Raw genomic sequence first — 21318 nt, 5'->3', positions numbered from 1 at the left:
CGCGAACGATGGCGACTGGAACGCGCGCAGCTCACCGTTGATTCCGGCGGCGCAGATCCGGCAGCCAGCGGGTGGTACGGGTGGGCTGGGTCTACGACATCAACGCAGACAGCAACAGCTGCAAACGCGCTTGAGGTCGATATGCCGTCGCACCACCAGTGCTACTCGCAGGTTCGACTTGGCGACGGTCACGGCTGCCATTCTGCCATGAAACCCGTGCGCCATCGCTACCAGGTCAAATTTCTTCTCACAGTGATTAAAACTACGGGCCGAAGCTGGGTGATTCGGTAAACGAAGCCGGGAACAGCCTGGGAAACGACCCGGCTCTGCCCGCCGTGCCAAGATTTGGCATGGCTCCCGTCGAGGTGCCGGTGGATCTGCCGGCCATCCAGCCCACCCCCGGACGACCGTTCGGCCTCTACGTGCACGTCCCGTTCTGCATCACCCGGTGCGGTTACTGCGACTTCAACACCTACACACCGGCGGAACTGGGCGGTGTCAACCCGGACGCCTGGCTGATGGCGCTGCGCTCCGAGCTGGAACGGGCCGCCGAACGGCTAGGCGGCCCGGCAGTGGACACTGTGTTCGTCGGCGGCGGTACTCCGTCCCTACTGGGCGGTGCGCGCCTGACGACGTTGCTGGACATGGTGCGTGACCACTTCACGCTGGCGCCCGGCGCCGAGATCACCACCGAAGCCAACCCCGAGTCGACGTGGCCGGAGTTCTTCGAGGCGATCCGGGCGGCCGGATATACGCGGGTGTCGCTGGGCATGCAGTCGGTGGTGCCCCGGCTGTTGGGCGTGCTTGACCGGGTGCACACGCCCAATCGGTCGGCCGCAGCGGCCCGCGAGGCGCTGGCCCTGGGCTTCGAGCACGTCAGCCTGGATCTCATATACGGAACACCCGGGGAGTCCGACGACGACCTGCTGCGGTCGGTGGACGCGGCGGTCGAGACGGGCGTCGACCACGTGTCGGCGTACGCACTGGTGGTCGAGGAGGGTACGGCGATGGCCCGGCGGGTGCGCAGCGGTGAGCTCGATCCGCCGGACGACGACGTGTTGGCGCACCGCTACGAGTTGATCGACGAACGGCTTTCCGCGGCCGGGCTGGGCTGGTACGAGGTGTCCAACTGGGCCCGTCCGGGCGGGGAGTGCCGACACAACCTGGGCTATTGGGACCGCGGCCAGTGGTGGGGCGCCGGGCCCGGCGCGCACAGCCATGTCGGCACTACCCGTTGGTGGAATGTCAAGCATCCCAACACTTATGGGTCCAAGCTCGCCGAAGGGTCGCTGCCGGTGGCCGGCTTCGAGGAACTGGGTGCCGACGCGCTGCACAGCGAAGAGGTGCTGCTGGGGATCCGGCTGCGCCAGGGCCTGCCGCTGGCCCGGTTGAGCGAGGCCGAACGCGAGCGCGCTGCGCAGGTCGTCACCGACGGGTTGCTGCATTCGGACGGCGATCACCTGGTCCTCACCGACCGCGGCCGACTGCTGGCCGATGCGGTTGTCCGCACCCTGCTGGACTGACGCCGGGCCGCCACACCGGTGTCCCGGTTCGTCCTAGGTCAGGAATGGGTTCAATATCGGCGGGATGATCTGGTTGCCGGTGACCCCGGTGAGCCGGATCCAGACCTGGGCGGGGATGTTGACCAGCTGGTATGCGCCGGCGCCGATCCAGGAGACGGGTACCTGCAAGAAGCTGGGCACCGCATCGAGGATGGTGTTCACCTGGTCGTAGACCAGGTAGGGGATCGTGGCCGCGATCGTGCGCGACACCAGAGAGGCATTGGTCAGGGGATCGGGGTAACCCTGTGCGGCGAAGTCGGCGCTGAGCACGCTGAACAGGTTGTTCGGGCCGGGATTGACGTAGGTGCCGTTGAAGACGGCGGATGTCAGGGGCGCGCCCTGCATATATGTCGGCGGCGCAATACCGAACTGATCCAAGACCGTCGGCGTGACGCTGACCGTCTGCCATGAGTTGTTGATGAAGCCGTCTTGGGTGTCGGTGTAGGCCTGATCGAAGATCAGGAATGTGGCTGTCTCGCGGGGTGATTGGAAGCCGTGACCGCGGCCGAACTGGTCGGGCCCGATCTCGCCGTGGTCGGTGACCACCAGCGTGGTCCATTCCTCGCCGTTGTTCAATGGGTTGGCTTCCCAGTCGGCTACCGCGCCCAACAGGCCCCCACCGCCCACGGTTTGGGAACCGAGATTGAAGTCCAGGTTCCGGAGTGCCTCCGCGTACTGCGGCGAATCGCCACCGTACATGTGCGCGTTGTTGTCGACACCTGCGAAGGACGCGAAGATGAAATTTCCCTGGTTCGGATTGGCTTGTGAAATCGCGAACTGGGCCTTCTGGCCGACCGCATTCTGGGTCGCTATCCAGTTGGTGTCGCCCGGGATCTGCGGGACGAATTCGATGTTGTCGGCGGGGTTGGAGCCGGCGCCGGCGATTCGGGTGTTGATGCCGCTGGTGGTGCCCTCCCCATTGGCGATGACCGTTGTGTTGACACTGTCCCCGTAGGCGGCTTCGAGGTAGTTGTAGACGGTCGGCCAGTCGTCATACGTCCAGGGCGTGTAGACATTGTTGCTCACGCCGGCCGTCTCCATCCACACCCCGGTCTGAATGGTCGTCCACGAGGGGTTGGAGATGGTGGTGTGCCCGATGATCGTCGACGCCGAGGTGACGCTCTGCGTCATCAGCGCGTGGAAGTTCGGGGTGCCCAGGGGATCGGCCAGGATCTTGCTCAGGTTGGTGCCGTCCGTAGCGATCACCAGGAAATTCACGTCCGGTGCGGTCATCATCAGCAGGGCGGCTTCTTGCGGAGTCACCACGTTCAGTACTGTGCCGGCCTGGCCGGTCGCGCCCGCGGCGCCGAACAACGACCACGCCCGGCCGCCGATCCCGCCGACCCCAGCGGGGACGGTCAGTCCGCCAACCCCGCCGGTGCCGCCGGTTCCGCCATTGCCCCACAACAATCCGCCCATGCCGCCGGCGCCGCCCGTCCCGCCGCGAAAGCCCCCGGTGCCGCCGATCCCACCATTGCCGATCAACCCGGCATTGCCGCCGCGGCCCCCCGTTGCGCCCATCAGCCCGGCCGAGCCGCCGTTACCGCCGTTGCCCCACAGGATCCCGCCGTCGCCGCCGGCTTGCCCAGTACCGGGGGTGCCGTTGACCCCGTCGCCGATCAACGGGCGCCCCAGCAGCAAGTTCGTGGGTGCATTGATCGCACCCAGGACGTTGTCGGCCACGGCCTGCAGCGGGCCGGCATTGGCCGCCTCGGCGACACCGTAGGCCGCGCCGGCGGCGCGCACCGCCTGGGCGAACTGGTCTTGCAACGCCGCGATCTGCGCACCGAGCGCCTCGTAGTCGCGGGCGTAGCCGGAGAACAGCGAGGCGATCGCCGCCGACACCTCGTCACCGGCCGCAGCCGCCACCGTGCCGGTCGGGGCCAACGCCGCCAGGTTGGCCGTCCGCAGCGCGGAGCTGATACCCGCCACGTCCGCCGCGGCGGCCGCGATCAGGTCTGGTGCAGCGACGAGATACGACATGGTTGTCCTCCTACCCGCTAACGCCGGCGCCATCGGGCGATATGGCGGTGCTCATATTGCCCGACTCGCGCCCAATTGAGTAGCACATCGCGCCTCACCGCATGTGTCGCAGGCACGTCACCTCTCGGGCCGGTTTCTCTCAGACGCCGAACCACTGCTCGAAGACTCGGGCGATCTCGATGTAGAGCGGAATTCCGATGGTGACGTTGTAGGAGAAGGTCAGGCCCAGCGACGCGGCCAATGGCAGCGTTGGACTGGCTTCGGGGATCGCCAGGCGCTGAACCGCGGGCACGGCGATGTAAGAAGCGGCGCCGCACAAGACGGCGAACAGCACATAGGTGCCGGGCTTGAAGTCGGTGTGGGTCAGGGCGGCGTAGCTGCAGGCGACCGCAATGCCAATGGTGGCAAAGAGATTGGGCGCCAGCAGCCCGAAGAAGATGAAGCCGATACCCGCCGATCGCAGGTCCTTCAGCTTGCGCGCCGCCGTCATGCCCATCTCGAGCAGGAACAGACACAGCACGCCCTGGAATGCCAGGACGAAGAACCTGTCGTCGTCGGCGACGACCTTCTGCCCCTGCAGGCCGCTGATCAGGCCGATGACGATGCCGCCGATCAGCAATACCAGCCCCGGGTTGAGGAATACTTCCTGAAACAGCTCACGGGAGAAGATCGGCATCCGCTTGCCCCGCGGTGGAGGTGGCGTCTGGTCGGGCTCCCAGTCCGGGTGGTCCAGCTTCTCCATCGAGAGTTCCCGCTCCAGCTCGATCGCGCGCTGGGCCGCTCGTTCGGTCTCCTGGTCCAGGCTTTCACCGGGCGCCGGTTTGGCGGGGGTGCCCGGACCGATCGCAGCCTTGACCGGCGGGGTGTAGCCGGCCTCATCGGGCATGTAACCCGCCGCGTCCAACCCGCGGTGCCGCAGCCGCGCGACCAGGTACAGGGCGACCAGACAGCCCGGAATCTCCATTACCGCCAGCATCACCGGCATGTACGCGTTGAACGCGATGTTGACGGCGCTCAGCACCGCCACACAGGTGGCGAAGGTTCCCGCCGAGTCCGAGCCGTAGTAGCCGGCAACGGTGGCCTTGTCGACGCGCCGCATCGTGCTCAGCCGGCTCAGCAACAGATAGGCCAGTCCGCCGATCGCGAAGTTCAACACGAAGCCCAGCACCATGAAGCCCACGATGACGCCGATGCTCGAAGCGTTGACCTTGGCCAGTTCCTCACCGCCGTGCCAGCCGATGGCCAGCAACAGGTACGTGGTCAGGCCCTGGTAGATCACATAGGGAAACTCGAATCGCACCTTCAGGATCGGAATGAGGAAGCCGAAGTAAAAGAACAGCAGCAACGGCTTGAACAGGTTGTGCGTGAAGTTCTCCCAGAACTCGTGCAGCATCGAGCACCTCCCGAGCGTTCTGCGGCGATTTTGAAGGAAGTACTGACCGTCCAGGCGACTTCAAGGCGACCACGACATCCCGGATAACGGTTGCGAATTTAACTTGGCCGGCCGGTCGGCCGCCACTCAGAACGCGCTTCTAACAGCAGTTTTGTGCGCAGTTTCCGCGGCGTTGCGGCCACCGAAACACCCGCGTAACGACCGGGCGGGACAACCGCGCTGGCTAGGGCGGTGCAGGAGTGCCGGTTGTGGGTTGGGTGCCAGTTACCTGTGAATCTGCTGGAAGTTCATGGTCGCGGCGGCGGGGCGAGGACAGCCGAGACGACGTGACGCCGAGGTCGCGCGTCCGGCGCGGCGCCGGGAGCCATGGTGCAAACGTGAGAGGGTCGCGCGCCCGGGAGTAGGTTAGGCTACATTTACTTGCGTGACGGATACCGGCGTCGAGACGAATACTGTCGGCACGGCGTCTCTGTCGTTGGGCGTACCCGCCGACATCGACCCATTCGACCTGGCGGCGGAGCTGGCCACAGTCCTGATGGAGCCCGCGGGCGAGGAGTACCTGCTCTACGAGCATGACGGGCGATGGGTGCTGGCCGCAGGCGTGCAGGCGATGGTAGAGCTCGACAGCGACGAACTGCGGGTCATCCGAGACGGTGTGACGGTCAGGCAGGAATGGTCGGGACGGCCGGGCGCCGTGCTGGGTGAAGCCGTGGACCGGTTGTTGCTGGAGACTGACGAGGCGTTCGGCTGGGTAGCGTTCGAATTCGGCGTCTACCGCCACGGACTGCAGGGAAGGTTGGCACCGCACACTCCGCTGGCCCGGGTCTTCTGGCCCCGCGTCCGGATCGTGGTGACCCGGGACGAGATTCATGTTTTCGGCGGCGGGACACGCGAGCGCGAGGCGGTGGAACGGTTGCTCGGCGCCGGAGTTCGCGCCGTGCAACGCACTCGGCCGGTCGATCTGTCCGTCGATCCGTCCGGTTACCGCGAGCGGGTTTCGCTGGCCGTCCGGGAGATCGTTGCGGGCAGCTACCACAAGGTGATCCTGTCCCGCTGCGTCGACGTGCCCTTCCCGCTCGACTTTCCGGCTACCTACCGGCTGGGCCGGCGGCACAACACGCCGGTGCGGTCGTTCCTGTTGCGGCTCGGCGGTATTCGCGCCCTCGGGTACAGCCCGGAGCTCGTCACCTCGGTGCGGGCCGACGGGCTGGTGGTCACCGAGCCACTGGCGGGAACCCGCGCGTTGGGACGCGGTCCGGTGCCGGACCGGCGAGCTCGCGACGACCTGGAGTCGAACTCCAAAGAGATTGTCGAGCATGCTATCTCGGTCCGTACCTCGCTTCAGGAAGTGACCGAGATCGCTGCGCCGGGTACGGCGGCCGTCACCGACTTTATGGCGGTGCGAGAGCGGGGCAGTGTGCAGCATCTCGGTTCCACCATCATCGGGCACCTCGACCCGTCGAGCGACCGGATGGATGCGCTGGAGACACTCTTCCCGGCGGTGACCGCGTCCGGAATTCCCAAAGCGGACGGTGTAGAGGCCATCCTACGTCTCGACGAGGGTCCGCGCGGATTGTATTCCGGTGCCGTCGTGCGGTTTTCGGCAGACGGCGCCCTGGATGCGGCGCTGGCCCTGCGGGCTGCCTACGAACGCGACGGGCGAACCTGGCTGCGGGCAGGGGCGGGCATCATCGAAGCCTCGGATCCCGAGCGGGAATTCGAGGAAACGTGCGAGAAACTCTCGACGCTGGCACCTTATCTGGTGGAACGGCGGTAGTCGCCGCCGATCAGCGGTGCACCAGGGCCGCGACGATCTGTTTCTTGTCCACCTTGCCGACCGCGGTCAGCGGCAGTGCCGCCATCGGGACGAGCATGTCCGGCCGCGCGTGCGCCGCCACCCCCCGGTCGTCCAGATAACGATTGAGCTGGGCAAGGTCGAGCTGGGCACCATTGAAAACGACTGCCGCGCAGATCTTTTCGCCCAGAAACTCGTCGGGGAGCGCGACCGCGGCGACGGACGCGATGGCCGGGTGGGCGAGCAGGTGTTCCTGGACGTCGGCCGCCGACACCGTCTCTCCGCCGCGCTGGATCACGTCTTTGATCCGGCCGGTGACCTCGACGTAACCGGCCCGCGGTCCGGCGGCGAACATGCGCACCCGGTCGCCGGTCCGGAAGAAGCCATCCGGGCTGAACGCACCGGCGTTGGCCTCGGCGGCACGGTAGTAGCCGTTGAAGGTATACGGTCCGCGCACCATCAGTTCGCCCTCTTCACCCGCGGCGACGTCGGCCCCGGATTCGTCGACCACCCGCATCTCGTCGTGCGGCGAGAGCGGTCGGCCCTGGGTGTTGTCCACGATGTCAGCCGGATCACCCGGGCGGGTGTAGTTGAGCATGCCTTCGGCCATGCCGAACACCTGCTGAAGCCCCGGCGTCAGCGTCGCCCGGAGATAGCGGGCCTCCACGGCGGACAGCCGTGATCCACCCACCTGCAGCAGCCGTAATGTTCTGGGGGGCAATGGCTCCCATTCGCAGGCCTGGGCCCACAACTTGGCCAGCGAGTTGACTAGTGCGGTTGCGGTGACGTTGTGTCGATGGATCAGCGCAAACGCCGACTCAGGGCTGGGGTCGGTGGTGAAGACGGTGGTGGCGCCGACCGTCATCGCACCCAGTAGCCCCGGGCAGGCGAGCGGGAAGTTGTGTCCGGCCGGCAGCGCGACCAGATAGACGTCGTCCTCGGTGAGTTGGCACACCCGGGCACTCGCGGTGGCGTTGTACAGGTAGTCGTCGTGCGTGCGCGGAATGAGCTTGGGCAGCCCGGTCGTGCCGCCCGACACCAACAACAGGGCGGGCAGCGCGGTATCCACCTGCGGTTCATTCCCCCGGCTCACTGTGCGTGTGCCGAATTCGGTCAGCGACGACCAGGAGACGAAAGGGCCGGGCTCGCCCACCACGACCACGTGCCGCAGGCTCGAATGTGATTCGACGAGTTGCGCGGCCATCTCGCGATAGTCGAAACCTGCTGCGCGGTCGGCGATTATCAGCGCTACCGCGCGGCTCACTTCGGCAAAGCGGCCCAGCTCCGCGGTGCGATGGCCAGGCAGGCACAGCACGGGAACGGCCCGGCTGCGCAGCACCCCGAACAACGCCACGGCGAACTCGCAGCGATTGGGCAGCTGCAGCAGCACCCGGTCACCCGGCCTGACTCCGAGATTTCGCAGCCCCGAAGCGATCCGGTCGGCTTGCGCATCCAGCTCGGCGTAGGTGTATGTGCGGTTTGCGTCGATGACAGCGGGCCGCTTCGGCCAGCCGGCCGCGGCATCGGTGAGGATCGAGTCAAGCGTGCGCCCGGTCCAGTAGCCCGCCCGCCGGTACTCGTCAGCCCGTGCCGGCGGAAAGGGAACGAAACCGTCCTCGAGATCATTCATCGCGCAGCACCGCCCCTGTTGCCTGCCTGGTATTGAGCGGCGACCCTGAGGTAGCCTTTCGCAAGTTAGGCCATCCTATACTAACTTCGGGTAAGGGGGCGTGGTGCGCGCTGGCGCGACGAATGCGCAGAGCGTCCGCGACGAGGTCGCCCAACTGCTGGGCGTCAGCGCGGACGAGGTGGACCCGGAGGCCGACCTGATCGCCTCAGGTCTCGACTCCCTCCGGATGATGTCGTTGTCCGGGCGCTGGCGTAGGCAGGGTATCGAGGTGGATTTCGCCATGCTGGCGGCGAATCCCACGGTGCGGGCGTGGACAGCACTCGTCGCCGCGCACGGCCCGGCCGAACAGGCGAACGCCGCCGGGTACGACAGCCCGCCTGCGTCTGACCCGGCCGAACCGTTCCCGCTGGCTCCCATCCAGCACGCCATGTGGGTGGGGCGCGACACCGGCCAGCAACTCGGTGGTGTCGCCGGACACCTGTACGTCGAATTCGACGGTGCCGGTGTGGATCCCGGGCGGTTGAGCAACGCCGCCGCTCAACTGGCGGCCCGCCACCCGATGCTGCGGGTCGAGTTCCTGCCGGATGGCATGCAACGAATCGGCGACCGCGAGCTACCGGTCAAGATCCTCGATCTGCGCGAGCTGGACGCCGAGTCGGCCGCTGAGGAGTTGCTTGCCGTTCGCGAAACCAAATCCCACCAGCTACTCGATGGCGACGTGCTGGAACTGACCCTGTCACTGCTGCCGGGAGGACGCACCCGCCTGCACGTCGACCTGGATATGCAGGCCGCGGACGCGGTGAGTTATCGCAGACTGATGGCTGACCTGGCGGCGTTGTACCACGGTGTGCAACTGCCCGAACTGCAGTACACCTATCGCGACTATCGCACGGCCGTGACGGCATCCGCGGATGCCGCCAAGATCGAGGAAGACCGCCGGTGGTGGGCCGAACGGGTTCCAGATCTGCCCGAACCGCCCACGTTGCCGCTGGTTCCGCTGGCCGAGCGGGTGAACCCGCGCCGCACCACCCGGCGCTGGCACTGGTTCGACGCGCAGGCCCGCGACGCGCTGTTCGCCGCGGCCCGCCGTCACGGCGTCACGCCGGCGATGGCGGTGGCCGCATCGCACGCCGGTACCTTGGCGCGCTGGTCCACCACCCGGCGATTCCTGCTGAATCTGCCGATGTTCGGCCGGGAGCCGGTTCACCCGGACGTAGACAAGCTGGTCGGCGATTTCACTTCGTCGCTGATCCTCGACGTCGACTTGACGCACGCGCACACCGCCTTGTCGCGGTCCATCGCGCTGCAGGAGACGCTGCACACCAGCGCCCGCCACTCCGGTTACTCCGGGCTTTCGGTGCTGCGCGATGTGACCCGCCACCGCGGTGCGCCGGCTCTTGCGCCGTTCGTCTACACCAGTGGCCTAGGCCTCGGCGACCTGTTCGCCGAGGAGGTCACCACCGCATTCGGAACCCCGGCCTGGATCATTTCTCAGGGGCCTCAGGTGCTGCTCGACGCGCAGGTGACACCGCTGAACGGCGGACTCCTGGTGAACTGGGATGTCCGTGAGGACGCCTTCCGGCCCGGCGTCATCGACGCCATGTTCGCTCACCACCTGGCCGAGTTGAGCAGCCTGGCCACCGACACCGACGCCTGGGAGGTGCCGGATTCCCCGGCCGCTCCGGCGGCGCAGAGTTCCGTGCGGGCGGCGCTGAACAGCAGGGTCGCGCCGCCGTCGGGCGATGCGCTGCACGACGGGTTCTTCCGCCAGGCCCGGCGCCAACCGGACGCGCCCGCGGTATTCGCCAGTTCCGGTGACCTGAGCTATGCCCAACTGCGCGACCAGACGGTGGCGGTGGCCGTGGCGCTACAGCAGGCCGGGGTCGTCCCTGGAGACACCGTCGCGGTGATGGGGCCCAAGACCGCTGAACAGGTGCCCGCGTTGTTGGGCATCCTGTCGATCGGCGCGGTCTATCTGCCGATCGGCATCGACCAACCTCGCGATCGTGTGCAGCGCATTCTCACCAGCGGCTCGGTACGGGCGGCGCTGGTGTGCGGCGGCCGGCAGCTGGCCTTGCCAGTAACGGAATTGGTGATCGCGGACCTGCTGCGCGACGCACCGGTGCCCGAATTCGCGCCGGCGCCAACCGATCCCGGCAATGTGGCGTATGTGTTGTTCACCTCGGGATCGACCGGTGAACCCAAAGGCGTTGAGGTCACCCACGATGCCGCCATGAACACCGTTGAGTTCTTCATCCGGCACTTCGACCTCGGTACCGATGACCGGTGTCTGGCGTTGTCGACGCTGGAATGCGACCTGTCGGTCTTGGACATCTTCGCCACACTTCGCTCGGGTGGGTCGATCGTGGTGGTGGACGAAGCGCAGCGCACCGATCCGTACAGCTGGGCCCGGCTGATCGACGAGCATCGGGTCACCGTGCTGCAATTCATGCCGGGGTGGCTGGAAATGCTGCTGGAGGCCGGATCCGGGCGGCTGTCCTCTCTCCGGGTCGTTCCCACCGGCGGGGACTGGGTGCGGACCGAGACAGCGCGCCGACTCCACGCGCAGGCACCCAACCTTCGTTTCGCCGGACTGGGTGGCGCTACCGAAACAGCAGTGCACGGAACGATTTTCGAAGTCGACGACCCCGACGCACTGCCCGCGCACTGGACGGCCGTACCGTACGGTACGCCGCTGTCCAACAACGCCTGCCGGGTGGTGAATGACGCGGGCGCCGACTGCCCCGACTGGGTTCCCGGCGAGCTCTGGGTCGGTGGGCGGGGTATCGCCCGAAGCTACCGCGGCAGACCCGATCTGACCGCCGAGCGCTTCGTCGAACATGACGGCCGGATCTGGTATCGGACCGGCGACCTGGTCCGCTACTGGCCCGATGGGACGCTGGAGTTCGTCGGCCGCGCCGATCACCGTGTCAAGATCAGCGGCTACCGAATCGAACTCGGCGAGGTGGAGGCCGCACTCGGCCGAGTTCCCGGCGTGGACAGGGCGGTGGCCACGGTACTCTCCACGCCCGGCGGCGCCGACGTGCTCGCCGCGGCGGTCTGCGTGTCCGACGACAGCGTGACCGCGGAGCTGATTCGCGAGCGGCTGGCCGATTTCCTTCCCGCACATATGATCCCACGCCACGTTGGGCTGGTGGACCGGATCCCTTTCAGCAACGCCGGCAAGATCGACCGCAAGGCGATCGCCGTCCTGCTCGCCGAGGTGCGTGCCGCCGGTGCCGAGTCGCCTTCGGGTGCACCGCGAACCGTCGTGCAGCGCGCCCTGTGCGACATCGTCGCGGGCGTGCTGGGCCGGCCCGCGGTGGGAGTGCACGACGACTTCTTCGCTCTCGGCGGGGATTCCGTACTTGCCACGCTGGCGGTGGCCCGCATCCGGCAGTGGCTCGATTCGCCGAGTGTGATGGTCGCGGACGTCTTCGCGGCAAGGAACGTCGCGAGACTGGCCGAATTGCTCGACCGCCGGGAATCGGACGCCGACCGGCTCGGGCTGGTAGCCGAGATGTACCTGGAGATTGCGGAGATGCCCGAGGTCGACGTGTTGAGCGCACTCGATTCGGCCTCGCCGGCACGGGAGTGATCGTCGCTTTCGGCCTGCGCTGAAGCCCTGACGCACGGCTGCGACGGCCGTTCGGGGACTTTAGGCACTCCTGCCGGGGGGACTTTCGGCTCTATCTGACGGGGGCGTCGACCAGCGAAGCTTCCATCTGGCGGTTTTCGATGTCGCGGGAATGGAAGAGAAAGCGGGGTCGCTGCGGCGTGAACGCACTCAAGTCGAGGTCGGTGCGCGAATTGCCTGATATCAAGGTGACGTCCAGTGGCCGGGTAACCGGCGCCCAGGCCGAGCACGTGGCCCAAGCGGTCGGTGCGGTGCTGTCCTGTCACGAGATCACCGGGGGCGCTCGGGTACGCCTCAAGACGGGATCCTGTGGCAGGGGACCGATGGTCATGCAGGTGAACCTGTCGGTCGGCGAGTTGCCGGCGCGGGTGGCTGCGGTCACCGCGGGCATCGATGACCTGTCGCCGGCACTGGAAAGGCTGGACGGCCAGATAACGCGGATGGTTGCGCCATGGCAGCCACGTCCGTGGCCGGACCCGACGCGCAGGATACTGACGGTCGGTTCCGACGCCGTTGTCGCCCGCCGCAAATCAGTTGTGCTGCAGCGCACCACGCCGCTGCAGGCAGTTGCGGTGATGGACGGCATGGACTACGACGCGCACTTGTTCACCGACTCCGAGACCGGCGAGGACGCACTGGTATACCGGGCGGGGCCGACGGGATTGCGCCTCGCGCGCCAGCGGCACGTGTTCCCACCGGGTTGGTCGTGGTCGCCCGGCACAGTCGGACCGCAGCTGCCGCTGATCGTCAATTCCCTTGCCACACCCGTACTCAGTGAATCCGGTGCGGTTCGCCGCGCCCGCGAACACAGCCTGCGACTGCTGTTCTACACCGACCGGGAAACCGGCCGCGGTCAGTTGTTGTATCCCCGCCATGACGGCAATCTCGGCCTGCTTGCGCCGACCAAGTAACCCTGGAGATGTCTGTGCCCAAAGAAATGACGAATCTGCAGCTGCTGCAAGAACTTGAACCCGTCGCCGAGCGCCTGCTCAACCGGCACCTGTCGATGTTCAAGGAATGGCATCCGCACGACTACATTCCCTGGTCGGACGGCAAGAACTACTACGCCCTCGACGGCCAGGACTGGGAGCCCGGGCAGAGTCAACTCTCCGATGTGGCGCAGGTCGCAATGGTGCAGAACCTGCTGACCGAGGACAACCTGCCGTCCTACCACCGTGAGATCGCCATGAACTTCAGCCTGGACGGCGCGTGGGGGCAATGGGTCAATCGGTGGACCGCCGAGGAGAACCGGCACAGCGTCGCGTTGCGCGACTACCTGGTGGTGACCCGCGCGGTCGACCCCGTCGAGCTGGAGAAGTTGCGGATGGAACAGATCACCCGCGGCTTCAGCCCGGGCCAGAACCAGCAGGGCGACATGTTCGCGGAAAGCCTGTTCGACTCGGTGATGTACGTCTCCTTCCAGGAACTGGCCACCCGCGTCTCGCACCGCAACACCGGTAAAGCCTGCGACGACAGCATCGCCAACCAGCTGCTTGCGCGGGTGTCGGCGGACGAGAACCTGCACATGATCTTCTATCGCGATGTCAGCGAAGCGGGTCTCGACATCGCACCCAATCAGGCGATGAAGTCCGTGCACCGGATCCTGCGCAACTTCAAGATGCCGGGCTACACGGTGCCGGAGTTCCGGCGCAAGGCGGTGGTCATCGCCGTCGGCGGCGTCTATGACCCACGGATCCACCTCGAAGAGGTGGTGATGCCGGTGCTGAAGAAGTGGCGCATCTTCGAACGCGAGGAGTTCACCGGCGAGGCGGCGCGCATGCGCGACGATCTCGCGGTGCTGATCAAGGAACTCGAGCAGGCCGCGGAGAAGTTCGAGGACTCCAAGCAGCGTTACCTGGACCGTGAGGCGCGTAAGGCCGAGCGGATCACCGCCGCCCGGGTGCTCAAAACCGAAGGGACGCTGACGCTCAGCGGGCACTGACGTCGGGTTCGGCCGACCGCTCCAGGTATTCCGACAGCAGTCGGCTGACCAGAGATTCGATGTTGGACTCGATCGAGGACGCGAGGGTGGCGGTGACCGTCGCCACCGCTTGCGTGCGAAACCGGACCAGCATGGTGATCAACTCGGCGACTTCCGCGTCCGCCGGCAGGGCCTCACCGGGTTTGATCCGATCCGCGACGTGTTCGAACCCCGCGCGCACCAGCATGTCGCTGATCTCGTCCACCTTGGGCAGGATCTGCTCGTGTAGGTCGACGAGCTTATCGATGCTCATGCCGTAGCCGCGGACTTCGTTGAATGCCTCGATGAGCTTGGGCCGGGTGATGGTGGCCCGCTCGCCGTCCACGCGCATGACGTGCAGCGCCACCAGCCGGTCGAAAGCGGTTGCGTCGTCGACGAGTTCGCGAGCCTGCGCCAGCGACACGGTTTGCGGCTTCTCGGTGGTCCAGGTTCCCACGATGGCCGTCTCCAGTCCCAGGACATCGCCCAGATTTTTGCCTTCCTCCCACGCGCTGAGCATTTCCCGCACGTGGGCGATGTTGTAGCCGCGGTCGAGCATCGAGGTGATCAGGCGGAGCCGGGTCAGGTGGGTGTCGTTGAACAACGCGATCCGCCCGACCCGCAGCGGTGGCGGCAACAAACCGCGGTCGCGGTAGACGCGGATATTGCGGGTGGTGGTGCCGGCCAGCCGGGCCAGCTCCTCGATCCGGTACTCGCCGGATGTCGCAGCGTCCTGCGGGTGGCGCACCGCCGCATCGAAGAGCTGCGTCACGGCGGTTTCGATGAAATCTCGTGACTGGCGCCGCACCCGGTGCGGCGCCCGTCGCACGTTGTACAGCACGCTGGCGATCGTCCCGGGTGCGGGCCTGGCGGACCGCTCGTGGGGTTGCTCGGTGACCAAGGGGTGCGGCCCGTCAAACCGGCGCGCCGACGCGCTCGCGGGCAACGGCGTCGTAATCCCGGTACTGAAAGTCGCTCATCTGCCGAAGATACTGGGTGGCGGTTCCCGGATACATGGACCCGTTGTACCCGTCCTTGGTGAGATACCAACTGCGGCATCCGGACATCCACGTCGTCTTGGTCAGACGGCGCTGGATGTGCCGGTTGTGGCGGCGCTGGACATCTCCGCGCACGTCGAGGTAGCGCAGGTCGTTGTCCAGGATGGTGGTGATGCCGCGCACCGCGTAGTCGAGCTGACCTTCGATGTACACCAGCAGGGAGTTGTGGCCGGGACCCGAGTTGGGTCCGGTCATGAAGAACAGGTTGGGGTACCCGTGTGCGTTGATGCTCTTGTAAGCCTGTGCGCCACCGGCCCATTCGTCGGAAAGCGATCGGCCATCGAGGCCGGTTACCTCGAACGGCGGCCCGGTCAGGTGGACGTCGTAACCGGTCGCGAAGACGATGCAGTCCACGTGGTGTTCGATGCCGTCGCTGGTACGGATCCCCACCGGGCTCAGCGTCGCGATCGGCCAGTCGATCAGCTTGCAGTTGTCGCGCTGCAGGGCCGGGTAGTAGTCGCTGGAAATCAGCATGCGCTTGCATCCCGGCGCGAAGTCGGGCGTCAGCTGGCGCCGCAACCAGGGATCTTTGACCTGGGCGCGGATGTGGGCCCGGCCCAGCCGCGCTACTACGGAGGTCAGCGGAGTGTTCCACACCATCGCCGTCGCGGTGGCTTCGTGACCCCAGAACAGCATCTGACGGGCAAGTTGTTGGGTGGCCGGGACTTTCGCGAACAACGCCTGCACCGCCGGCGGCGTGGCGACATCCAGCCGCGGCAGCACCCAGCCGGGCGTGCGCTGAAATACCTTGACGAAACCGGCCCGCTTCACCAGCTCGGGGATAATCTGAATCGCGCTGGCACCGGTGCCGATGACGGCAACCCGCTTGCCCGTGAAGTCGTATTCCGAATCCCACCGGGCGCTGTGGATCTTGTGGCCTTCGTAGCTGTCCAGCCCACGGATGTCCGGAGAGCCGGCGTCCGATAGGGGCCCGGACGCCAGCACGACAGTACGTGCGCGAAACCGTTTGCGGTTGTTCGTCGTTGCGGTCCACACCCCGGCGTCCTCGTCGAACGTCAGACGCGTCACCTCGTGACCGAACCGGATGTGCCGGCGGATGTCGAACCTGTTCGCCATGTCCTCGATGTGCCGATGGATTTCCGGCGCGGGCGAGTACGTTCGCGACCACTTCGGGTTCTTGACGAACGAGTACGAGTACAACAGCGACGGCACGTCACAGCTGGCACCGGGATACCGCGTGTCGCGCCACGTTCCCCCCACGGAGTCGGAACGTTCCAGGACGACCACGTCTTCGACACCGGCTTCGGCCAGTTTGATGGCCGCCCCGAGCCCGGTGAAGCCCGCGCCGATGATGATTGTGGCGTAGACGGTGTCCCCGGCCATGGTCACGCCGCCGGCTTGTGCGTGAGTTCCCGCGACCAGCTCGGCATCGGCCTCAGCAGCGGCTTGGGGTAGTAATCCGACAGCCACACCATGGAGTTGGCCAGCAGCTGGTAGGGGTGGCGCGGGTTGACCACCCATCCGGCGTGCCGCTTGAGCAGCTTGTAGGTGGGCACCCGCCGGGTACGTTCACCCCGTTCGCCGAGTTGCTTGAATCGGTTGACCGCGTTGAACAACCGCTCCGGCTCCATACCCATCCCGGCCATCTCGTTTCGGACCCGGTTGAGCAGCGGGACGTACATGACCATGCCCAGGATCAGACCCGGTGAGGCTAAGCGCCCCACCAGTTCGATGGCCAAGCGGCGTGCGGTGGCGTGGCCGATCATCTCCAGCACCTCGAAATCGACGGCAATGTGCCGCGATTCATCGTTGTTGATCTTTTCGAACACCTGGTGGCAGACCGGGTCCTGCACCGAGTCCAGCAGGAACTTCAGCAGCGCGCCGTCCAGCGCCACCTCCAGCATCGGAATCACGGTGCCCAGCACCGACAGCGGCATATCGTCTGCGAACGTGTCCAGCCATTCGATGGCCAATCGGAAGTTGACGTTGGGCTCCGGGATCTCTGCGTCGTCGAGCATTCCCCAGCGCTTCATCAGCGCCAGTTCCGCGTTGGCGTGCCGTTGCTCCTCGGCATGGAAATACCGGTAGATTTCGGCGATGGTCGGGTTGGGCGCCTTCTTGGCCAGCGCCGCGAAGCCCCGCGCGCCGATGTTCTCGATCCAGCACAGATCGGCCATGAACGCCTTGAGCTTGGGCCGGAATTCGGGGCGAATGGTCTCCGCCCCCGGCGCCTCCCAGTCGATGTCGGCGAGTGCCCATTGCCGATCCTTGATTTTGGCGAGCATGACGTCCATGTCGATGGCCACCGCTTCTCCTTTCGGGGGACGGGTGTTCAGTGCCGCACCCGCGATACCAGACCGACCGCGCGCGTATATGCGCCCGGGGCAAGGCGTTTGACATTCCAGGCGAACTTGGCGTCCAACTGGGGCATGCAGTACAGGTCGCCGCGATCGTTGGCGTCCAGGCAGATCCGCGCGACCTTCCGCGCCGAGAACCCGGTCCAGCGCATCAGCTTGGTGGCCAGCGCACTGGACTCCTCGCTGATGCGGCCGGCGGCCAGACCCGATTCGACGATGCCGGTCTTGACGAAGGTCGGGCACAACACGGTGACTTTGATTGCGGTTCCGGACAGCTCGGCCGCCAGCGTCTCGGTCAACGAGAGCACTCCGGCCTTGCTGACGTTGTAGGCGGCCATACCGGGCGCGGCCCCGAACGCCGCCGCCGAGGCGACGTTGATGATTCCGCGTGGCGGGCAAGACCCTGCTTCGCGCAGCATGGGGGTGAAGACGTGACAGCCGTGGATGGGTCCCCACAGATTGACGCCGAGTGTCCGCACCCAATCGTCAAGTGGAACATCGCCGATGGGCTCGCCGCCGGCGCCGACACCGGCGTTGTTGATCACCAGTGTCGGTGGTGCACCGAACCACGCCAGTGCCTGATCGGCCAGGGCGTGCACGTCGTCGACCCGGGATACGTCACAGCGCACCGCAACCGCCTTGGCGCCCCGTGCGGTGATCGCATCGGCCGTTTGTAGGGCGGCCGCTTCGTCGATGTCGCTGCAGACCACGTTGCCACCCCGGTGACCGAGTTCGGTGGCGAATGCCGCACCGATGCCGCTGCCCGCGCCGGTCACCACCGCCAGGGCCCCGCGACTCGTGGGCTTCCCGCCCAGCAGCCTGTTCACTGGTCCCAGCATCAAACCGCCTCTGTCCCTTAGGGTTCCCGGTCGCCCCGGAGAGCGTCGCTGACAAATCGCGCGGCATGCACCATCGCCTTCGATGCTTCCGGCGACATGCGGGGGAGGGCTTGGAACACGTGCATTTGGTGGGGCCAGATCTGCAGCTCGCAATTGCCGCCGGCAGCCGAGATGTCCGCTGCGAGCTGGCGTGCGTCGGCCTCCAGCATTTCTGCTCCACCGGCCTGGATCAGTGTTGGCGGAAGCCGCGGACCCTGTGCGACGTTCAGTGCGAGGCGATGGTGGGTGGGATCGACGCCGGCGTAGTACAGGGCCACTATCTTGGCGACGGCGGCCGCTCGGAGCGCCGGGTCGGGGCGGTGTCGCTCGCGCGCGGCGCAAAGCTCGAAGGTCAGGTCGATCAGCGGTGAGAACAACACCAGGGACGCGGGCGGTGTGGCGGCGACATCCGGTTGCAACAGCAGGTCCACAGAGAGGTGGCCGCCTGCCGAATCCGCCGCCACCGCAATGCGTTCCGGCGGCAAGCCGGTTGCGTGCGGCAACCAGTCCCAACCGGCTCGTACGTCGTCGGCGGCAGCGGGGAAGCGGTGTCGCGGCGCCAAGCGGTAGTCGACGCAGAACACCGGCAGGCCGGTCAGCGACGACAGCCAGGACGTCAACCTGCGATGGGTACGCGGCGAACACATGGCGTAGCCACTGCCGTGCACGTAGTAGATGGCTCCGGACGATGACCGGCTGGTCGTCGAAACCTGCGGTCCATAAACCCATTCACCGACGACCCGGCGCCGGTCTGGCAGCACGGAGTCGACCGGCTTGACGTGGGTACCGGCCAGCGACGGTCCGAATGTGCCCATCAGGGTGGCGATGAGCTGACGCGTCACCCACATGCCCCAGGCCCGCTCCGGCGGGATCGATGCAGTGATCGGCCGCACCATCACAGTGCTCACCGCTATCGCAGCGCGGGACCGCAGTGACCCGCGTGCCGGAACGACGTCCGCCATGCGAGTTAGTCAACGTCAAATGGTGACATTCGTCAATGACAGTTTTATCGGCGCGAGTTGCGATAGCCCGCGGGGCGGGCGGAGTCGGCGCGTGCCGAAGCAGGCGGGATCGGTGTCGAATCTCGAAGCCCACCCGATGATCTCGCGGTGACCACACCAGAGGTGGTGCCGCCGCTCGCACTCTCGCACGGGCCCGTTGATGACCTGTCATGCGATCGCGAATGGCGTCAGGGTGTTGCTCGGGTCCGCGACCGCATTGACGCGAGGGGGGACAACCGCGGTGCTACTGGTGAGCAGCCCACCGCTGTTCGATGTGCGTTACATGACGAAGTTCCACCACGAACCACAGCGCTGCGGCGACAGCGGCCAGCGCCGCGATCACTGCGGTGGTAGCCACCCAATCGTGGTACCCGTAGGCCGCGACAACGACGGTACAAATGAGCCCGGCTACTGCTACCGCCGCAAGTATCAAACCCGGCCACATTAAATTGTCCTTCAGCGTCAGACCAGCACGCGGTTGCGTCGTCCGATAACGATCTGACGGGTCTCGATGCGTGTCTCCCATGACCACCCCAATCTGCGGTCGTCGTGTCACCTCGAATTGATATTACTCGCGGCCGCCAGCCCGGGCGAGTTGCAATTTCCCGTCCAGCGGCGGCATGCGGGGAGCGTGCCGCACTTCCCAATGGCGGGGGCTACCCCACGCTCAGAACGAGCCGACTTCGTCGCGCATGAACACCGGCCACAAGATCGCTCCGATGGTGGTCACCAGCCACACCACGGTCGTGGCGGCAACCCAGGATTCGACTCCGCGCAGATCCATACCGTGCGTAAACACCGCTGACAGCCACATCGCGGCCACTGTCAACGCCAGGCCGGTGCCGCCAAGCGCCAGTGGCGCATATCGATGCGGCAGCTTCAGGATCCACACCGACAGCATCGCCTGTGCCGCCGAAAACAGCGCGACCGCGAGAATGAATGCCCCCACCGATACCGAAACCCCCGGAACCACCCACGCCGCAAGCAACAATCCGATCGCCCACGCCGCCATCAATACCGAATCGCGTAACAATCCTTGCCTCATCGAATAAGTCTATGACTTGAGTGAAGATTGGCCCATAGTTCAGGAAATGAATTTGTCCGGCCCTGGAACATCCGAGTCGGAATCGATTTCTTCCGACCGGCGCGCGAGCCTTCGTCGCGCGCGGGCGTGTCTAGGCCGTGGCTGCCATCGCCGGGTTCATGACTGAATTGACAGGTCGCGACTCTGCATAACGCCGGAGAGTGGCGCTGCATCAACGCGCCCCTGCGGGTGGCTACGCGACGCTTCGCCGACGGTATGCCCGCCGGCCGGACCGCACCAAGAGCGTGTCGCGCAGCAGTCACGGTGAGCGCCACCGACGCCGCCGTTACCGCCGTCACCACAGTCACCGCCCATGATCATGCCGCCGGGGCCGCCGGGGCCGCCCTGACCGCCGGTGCTGCTGAGGTTGGCGAATCCGCCGGTGCCGTCGTGGCCCGTGCCGCCGGTGCACCGCCGGCAGCAGTCCCCTCAGCTGGCAGTGCTCCGTGCGCGAACCCGTCCGCTCGCGCACCGCGGGCTGTCGGCGCCGGGGACTAACCGTCGGGCTATTGGCGGTGGCGTGCCGACGACAGCTAGTGTGAACACACAAATTAGGGCAGCCTGTGCTAATTCTGGGAGGGTTTGTGGGTGCCGCGGCGTATCGGGAGCACATCCGTGCGGAGGTCGCCCAATTGCTTGGCGTCCGCGCCGATGCCGTTCGCCCTGGTCACAGCCTGGTCGAGCAGGGCCTGGACCCCGTCCGCATCTCGGCATTGGCGGCTCGCTGGCGTGCCAAGGGCATCGCCGTCGACTCTGACATGCTGTCCGCTCGACCGACGATCGACGCCTGGTCCGAACTGGTGTCGTCCGCCGGGCCCGCGGCAACGCCGCTGGAAAGGGCGCTGTGCGACATCTTCGCCGGCATTCTGGGGCGCGCCACCGTGGGCGTGCACGAGGAGTTCTTTCCGCGAGGTGGCGCCGAGCTCGCCACGCGGGCCGTAGCCCACGTCAGACAACTGCTCGATTCGCCGACACTGACGGTCGCCGACCTTGCTCACACCCGCACCGTGGCGAAGTTG

General features: G+C 66.5%; 15 protein-coding genes and 1 pseudogene. 7 read left to right on the top strand and 9 right to left on the bottom strand.

Annotated elements, in window-relative coordinates:
• The first annotated feature begins 350 nt into the window (after nt 1-350).
• Complete coding sequence (gene hemW, locus AC5Y7D_RS20665; RefSeq protein ID WP_499927221.1) at nt 351-1523, top strand: radical SAM family heme chaperone HemW; 1173 nt, start codon at nt 351-353, stop codon at nt 1521-1523.
• 33 nt (nt 1524-1556) lie between these two features.
• Here hemW and AC5Y7D_RS20660 read toward each other — a convergent pair whose 3' ends face one another.
• Both AC5Y7D_RS20660 and AC5Y7D_RS20655 read right to left on the bottom strand, forming a co-directional pair.
• Nucleotides 1557-3545: a PE domain-containing protein gene (locus AC5Y7D_RS20660; RefSeq protein ID WP_499927220.1), complete on the bottom strand. Its 1989-nt coding sequence runs from the start codon at nt 3543-3545 to the stop codon at nt 1557-1559.
• A 139-nt stretch (nt 3546-3684) separates the two neighbouring features.
• Nucleotides 3685-4938: a sodium-dependent bicarbonate transport family permease gene (locus tag AC5Y7D_RS20655; RefSeq protein ID WP_499927218.1), complete on the bottom strand. Its 1254-nt coding sequence runs from the start codon at nt 4936-4938 to the stop codon at nt 3685-3687.
• A gap of 424 nt (nt 4939-5362) precedes the next feature.
• Between AC5Y7D_RS20655 and AC5Y7D_RS20650 the strand changes: the two genes are divergently transcribed.
• On the top strand, nt 5363-6715 hold the full coding sequence (locus AC5Y7D_RS20650; protein WP_499927216.1) for a salicylate synthase: 1353 nt from the start codon (nt 5363-5365) through the stop codon (nt 6713-6715).
• Nucleotides 6716-6725: 10 nt separating this feature from the next.
• Here the strand turns inward: AC5Y7D_RS20650 and AC5Y7D_RS20645 are convergent, their stop codons facing one another.
• Entirely contained in the window at nt 6726-8363 is a 1638-nt protein-coding gene (locus AC5Y7D_RS20645) for a (2,3-dihydroxybenzoyl)adenylate synthase (protein WP_499927214.1), read from the bottom strand.
• Nucleotides 8364-8463: 100 nt separating this feature from the next.
• Between AC5Y7D_RS20645 and AC5Y7D_RS20640 the strand changes: the two genes are divergently transcribed.
• The 3 genes from AC5Y7D_RS20640 (at nt 8464) to AC5Y7D_RS20630 (ending at nt 13942) form a co-directional block, all read left to right on the top strand.
• A complete protein-coding gene (locus AC5Y7D_RS20640; protein ID WP_499927213.1) occupies nt 8464-11961 on the top strand; it encodes a non-ribosomal peptide synthetase in 3498 nt (1165 codons plus the stop codon).
• A gap of 179 nt (nt 11962-12140) precedes the next feature.
• Nucleotides 12141-12911 carry a sigma 54 modulation/S30EA ribosomal C-terminal domain-containing protein gene (locus tag AC5Y7D_RS20635; RefSeq protein WP_499927211.1) on the top strand — a complete coding sequence of 257 codons (771 nt, stop codon included), beginning with the start codon at nt 12141-12143 and terminating at the stop codon, nt 12909-12911.
• Nucleotides 12912-12919: 8 nt separating this feature from the next.
• Nucleotides 12920-13942, top strand: coding sequence for an acyl-ACP desaturase (locus tag AC5Y7D_RS20630; protein WP_499927209.1), 1023 nt, complete (start codon nt 12920-12922; stop codon nt 13940-13942).
• Here the strand turns inward: AC5Y7D_RS20630 and AC5Y7D_RS20625 are convergent.
• The 6 genes from AC5Y7D_RS20625 to AC5Y7D_RS20600 all read right to left on the bottom strand — a co-directional run bounded on the left by AC5Y7D_RS20625 (nt 13929) and on the right by AC5Y7D_RS20600 (nt 20260).
• Complete coding sequence (locus AC5Y7D_RS20625; protein WP_499927312.1) at nt 13929-14861, bottom strand: MerR family transcriptional regulator; 933 nt, start codon at nt 14859-14861, stop codon at nt 13929-13931. The two genes, AC5Y7D_RS20630 and AC5Y7D_RS20625, sit on opposite strands and share 14 nt — an antisense overlap.
• Nucleotides 14862-14874: 13 nt before the next feature.
• Nucleotides 14875-16368: a flavin-containing monooxygenase gene (locus AC5Y7D_RS20620; RefSeq protein ID WP_499927311.1), complete on the bottom strand. Its 1494-nt coding sequence runs from the start codon at nt 16366-16368 to the stop codon at nt 14875-14877.
• Nucleotides 16365-17285 carry a ferritin-like domain-containing protein gene (locus tag AC5Y7D_RS20615; RefSeq protein WP_499927207.1) on the bottom strand — a complete coding sequence of 307 codons (921 nt, stop codon included), beginning with the start codon at nt 17283-17285 and terminating at the stop codon, nt 16365-16367. Before AC5Y7D_RS20615 ends, AC5Y7D_RS20620 begins: the two co-directional genes overlap by 4 nt.
• 26 nt (nt 17286-17311) lie before the next feature.
• Complete coding sequence (locus AC5Y7D_RS20610) at nt 17312-18175, bottom strand: SDR family NAD(P)-dependent oxidoreductase (protein ID WP_499927206.1); 864 nt, start codon at nt 18173-18175, stop codon at nt 17312-17314.
• Between the two features lie 17 nt (nt 18176-18192).
• The gene (locus AC5Y7D_RS20605; protein WP_499927204.1) at nt 18193-19176 is read right to left on the bottom strand and encodes an alpha/beta hydrolase; all 984 of its coding nucleotides are present in this window, start codon (nt 19174-19176) and stop codon (nt 18193-18195) included.
• A 706-nt stretch (nt 19177-19882) separates the two neighbouring features.
• The gene (locus tag AC5Y7D_RS20600; RefSeq protein ID WP_499927202.1) at nt 19883-20260 is read right to left on the bottom strand and encodes a hypothetical protein; all 378 of its coding nucleotides are present in this window, start codon (nt 20258-20260) and stop codon (nt 19883-19885) included.
• 303 nt (nt 20261-20563) lie between these two features.
• Here AC5Y7D_RS20600 and AC5Y7D_RS20595 point away from each other — a divergent pair, with 303 nt between their 5' ends.
• Nucleotides 20564-20797, top strand: a complete 234-nt coding sequence (locus tag AC5Y7D_RS20595) for a hypothetical protein (RefSeq protein ID WP_499927200.1) — start codon at nt 20564-20566, stop codon at nt 20795-20797.
• Nucleotides 20798-20862: 65 nt separating this feature from the next.
• Nucleotides 20863-21090, top strand: a pseudogene (locus tag AC5Y7D_RS20590) (phosphopantetheine-binding protein); the annotation flags it as partial.
• Between the last annotated feature and the right edge of the window lie 228 nt (nt 21091-21318).

This window comes from Mycobacterium sp. NGS49 (assembly GCF_059812565.1).
Note: the sequence above shows the minus strand (reverse complement) of the source record. Positions and strands in the feature narration are given on the sequence as shown.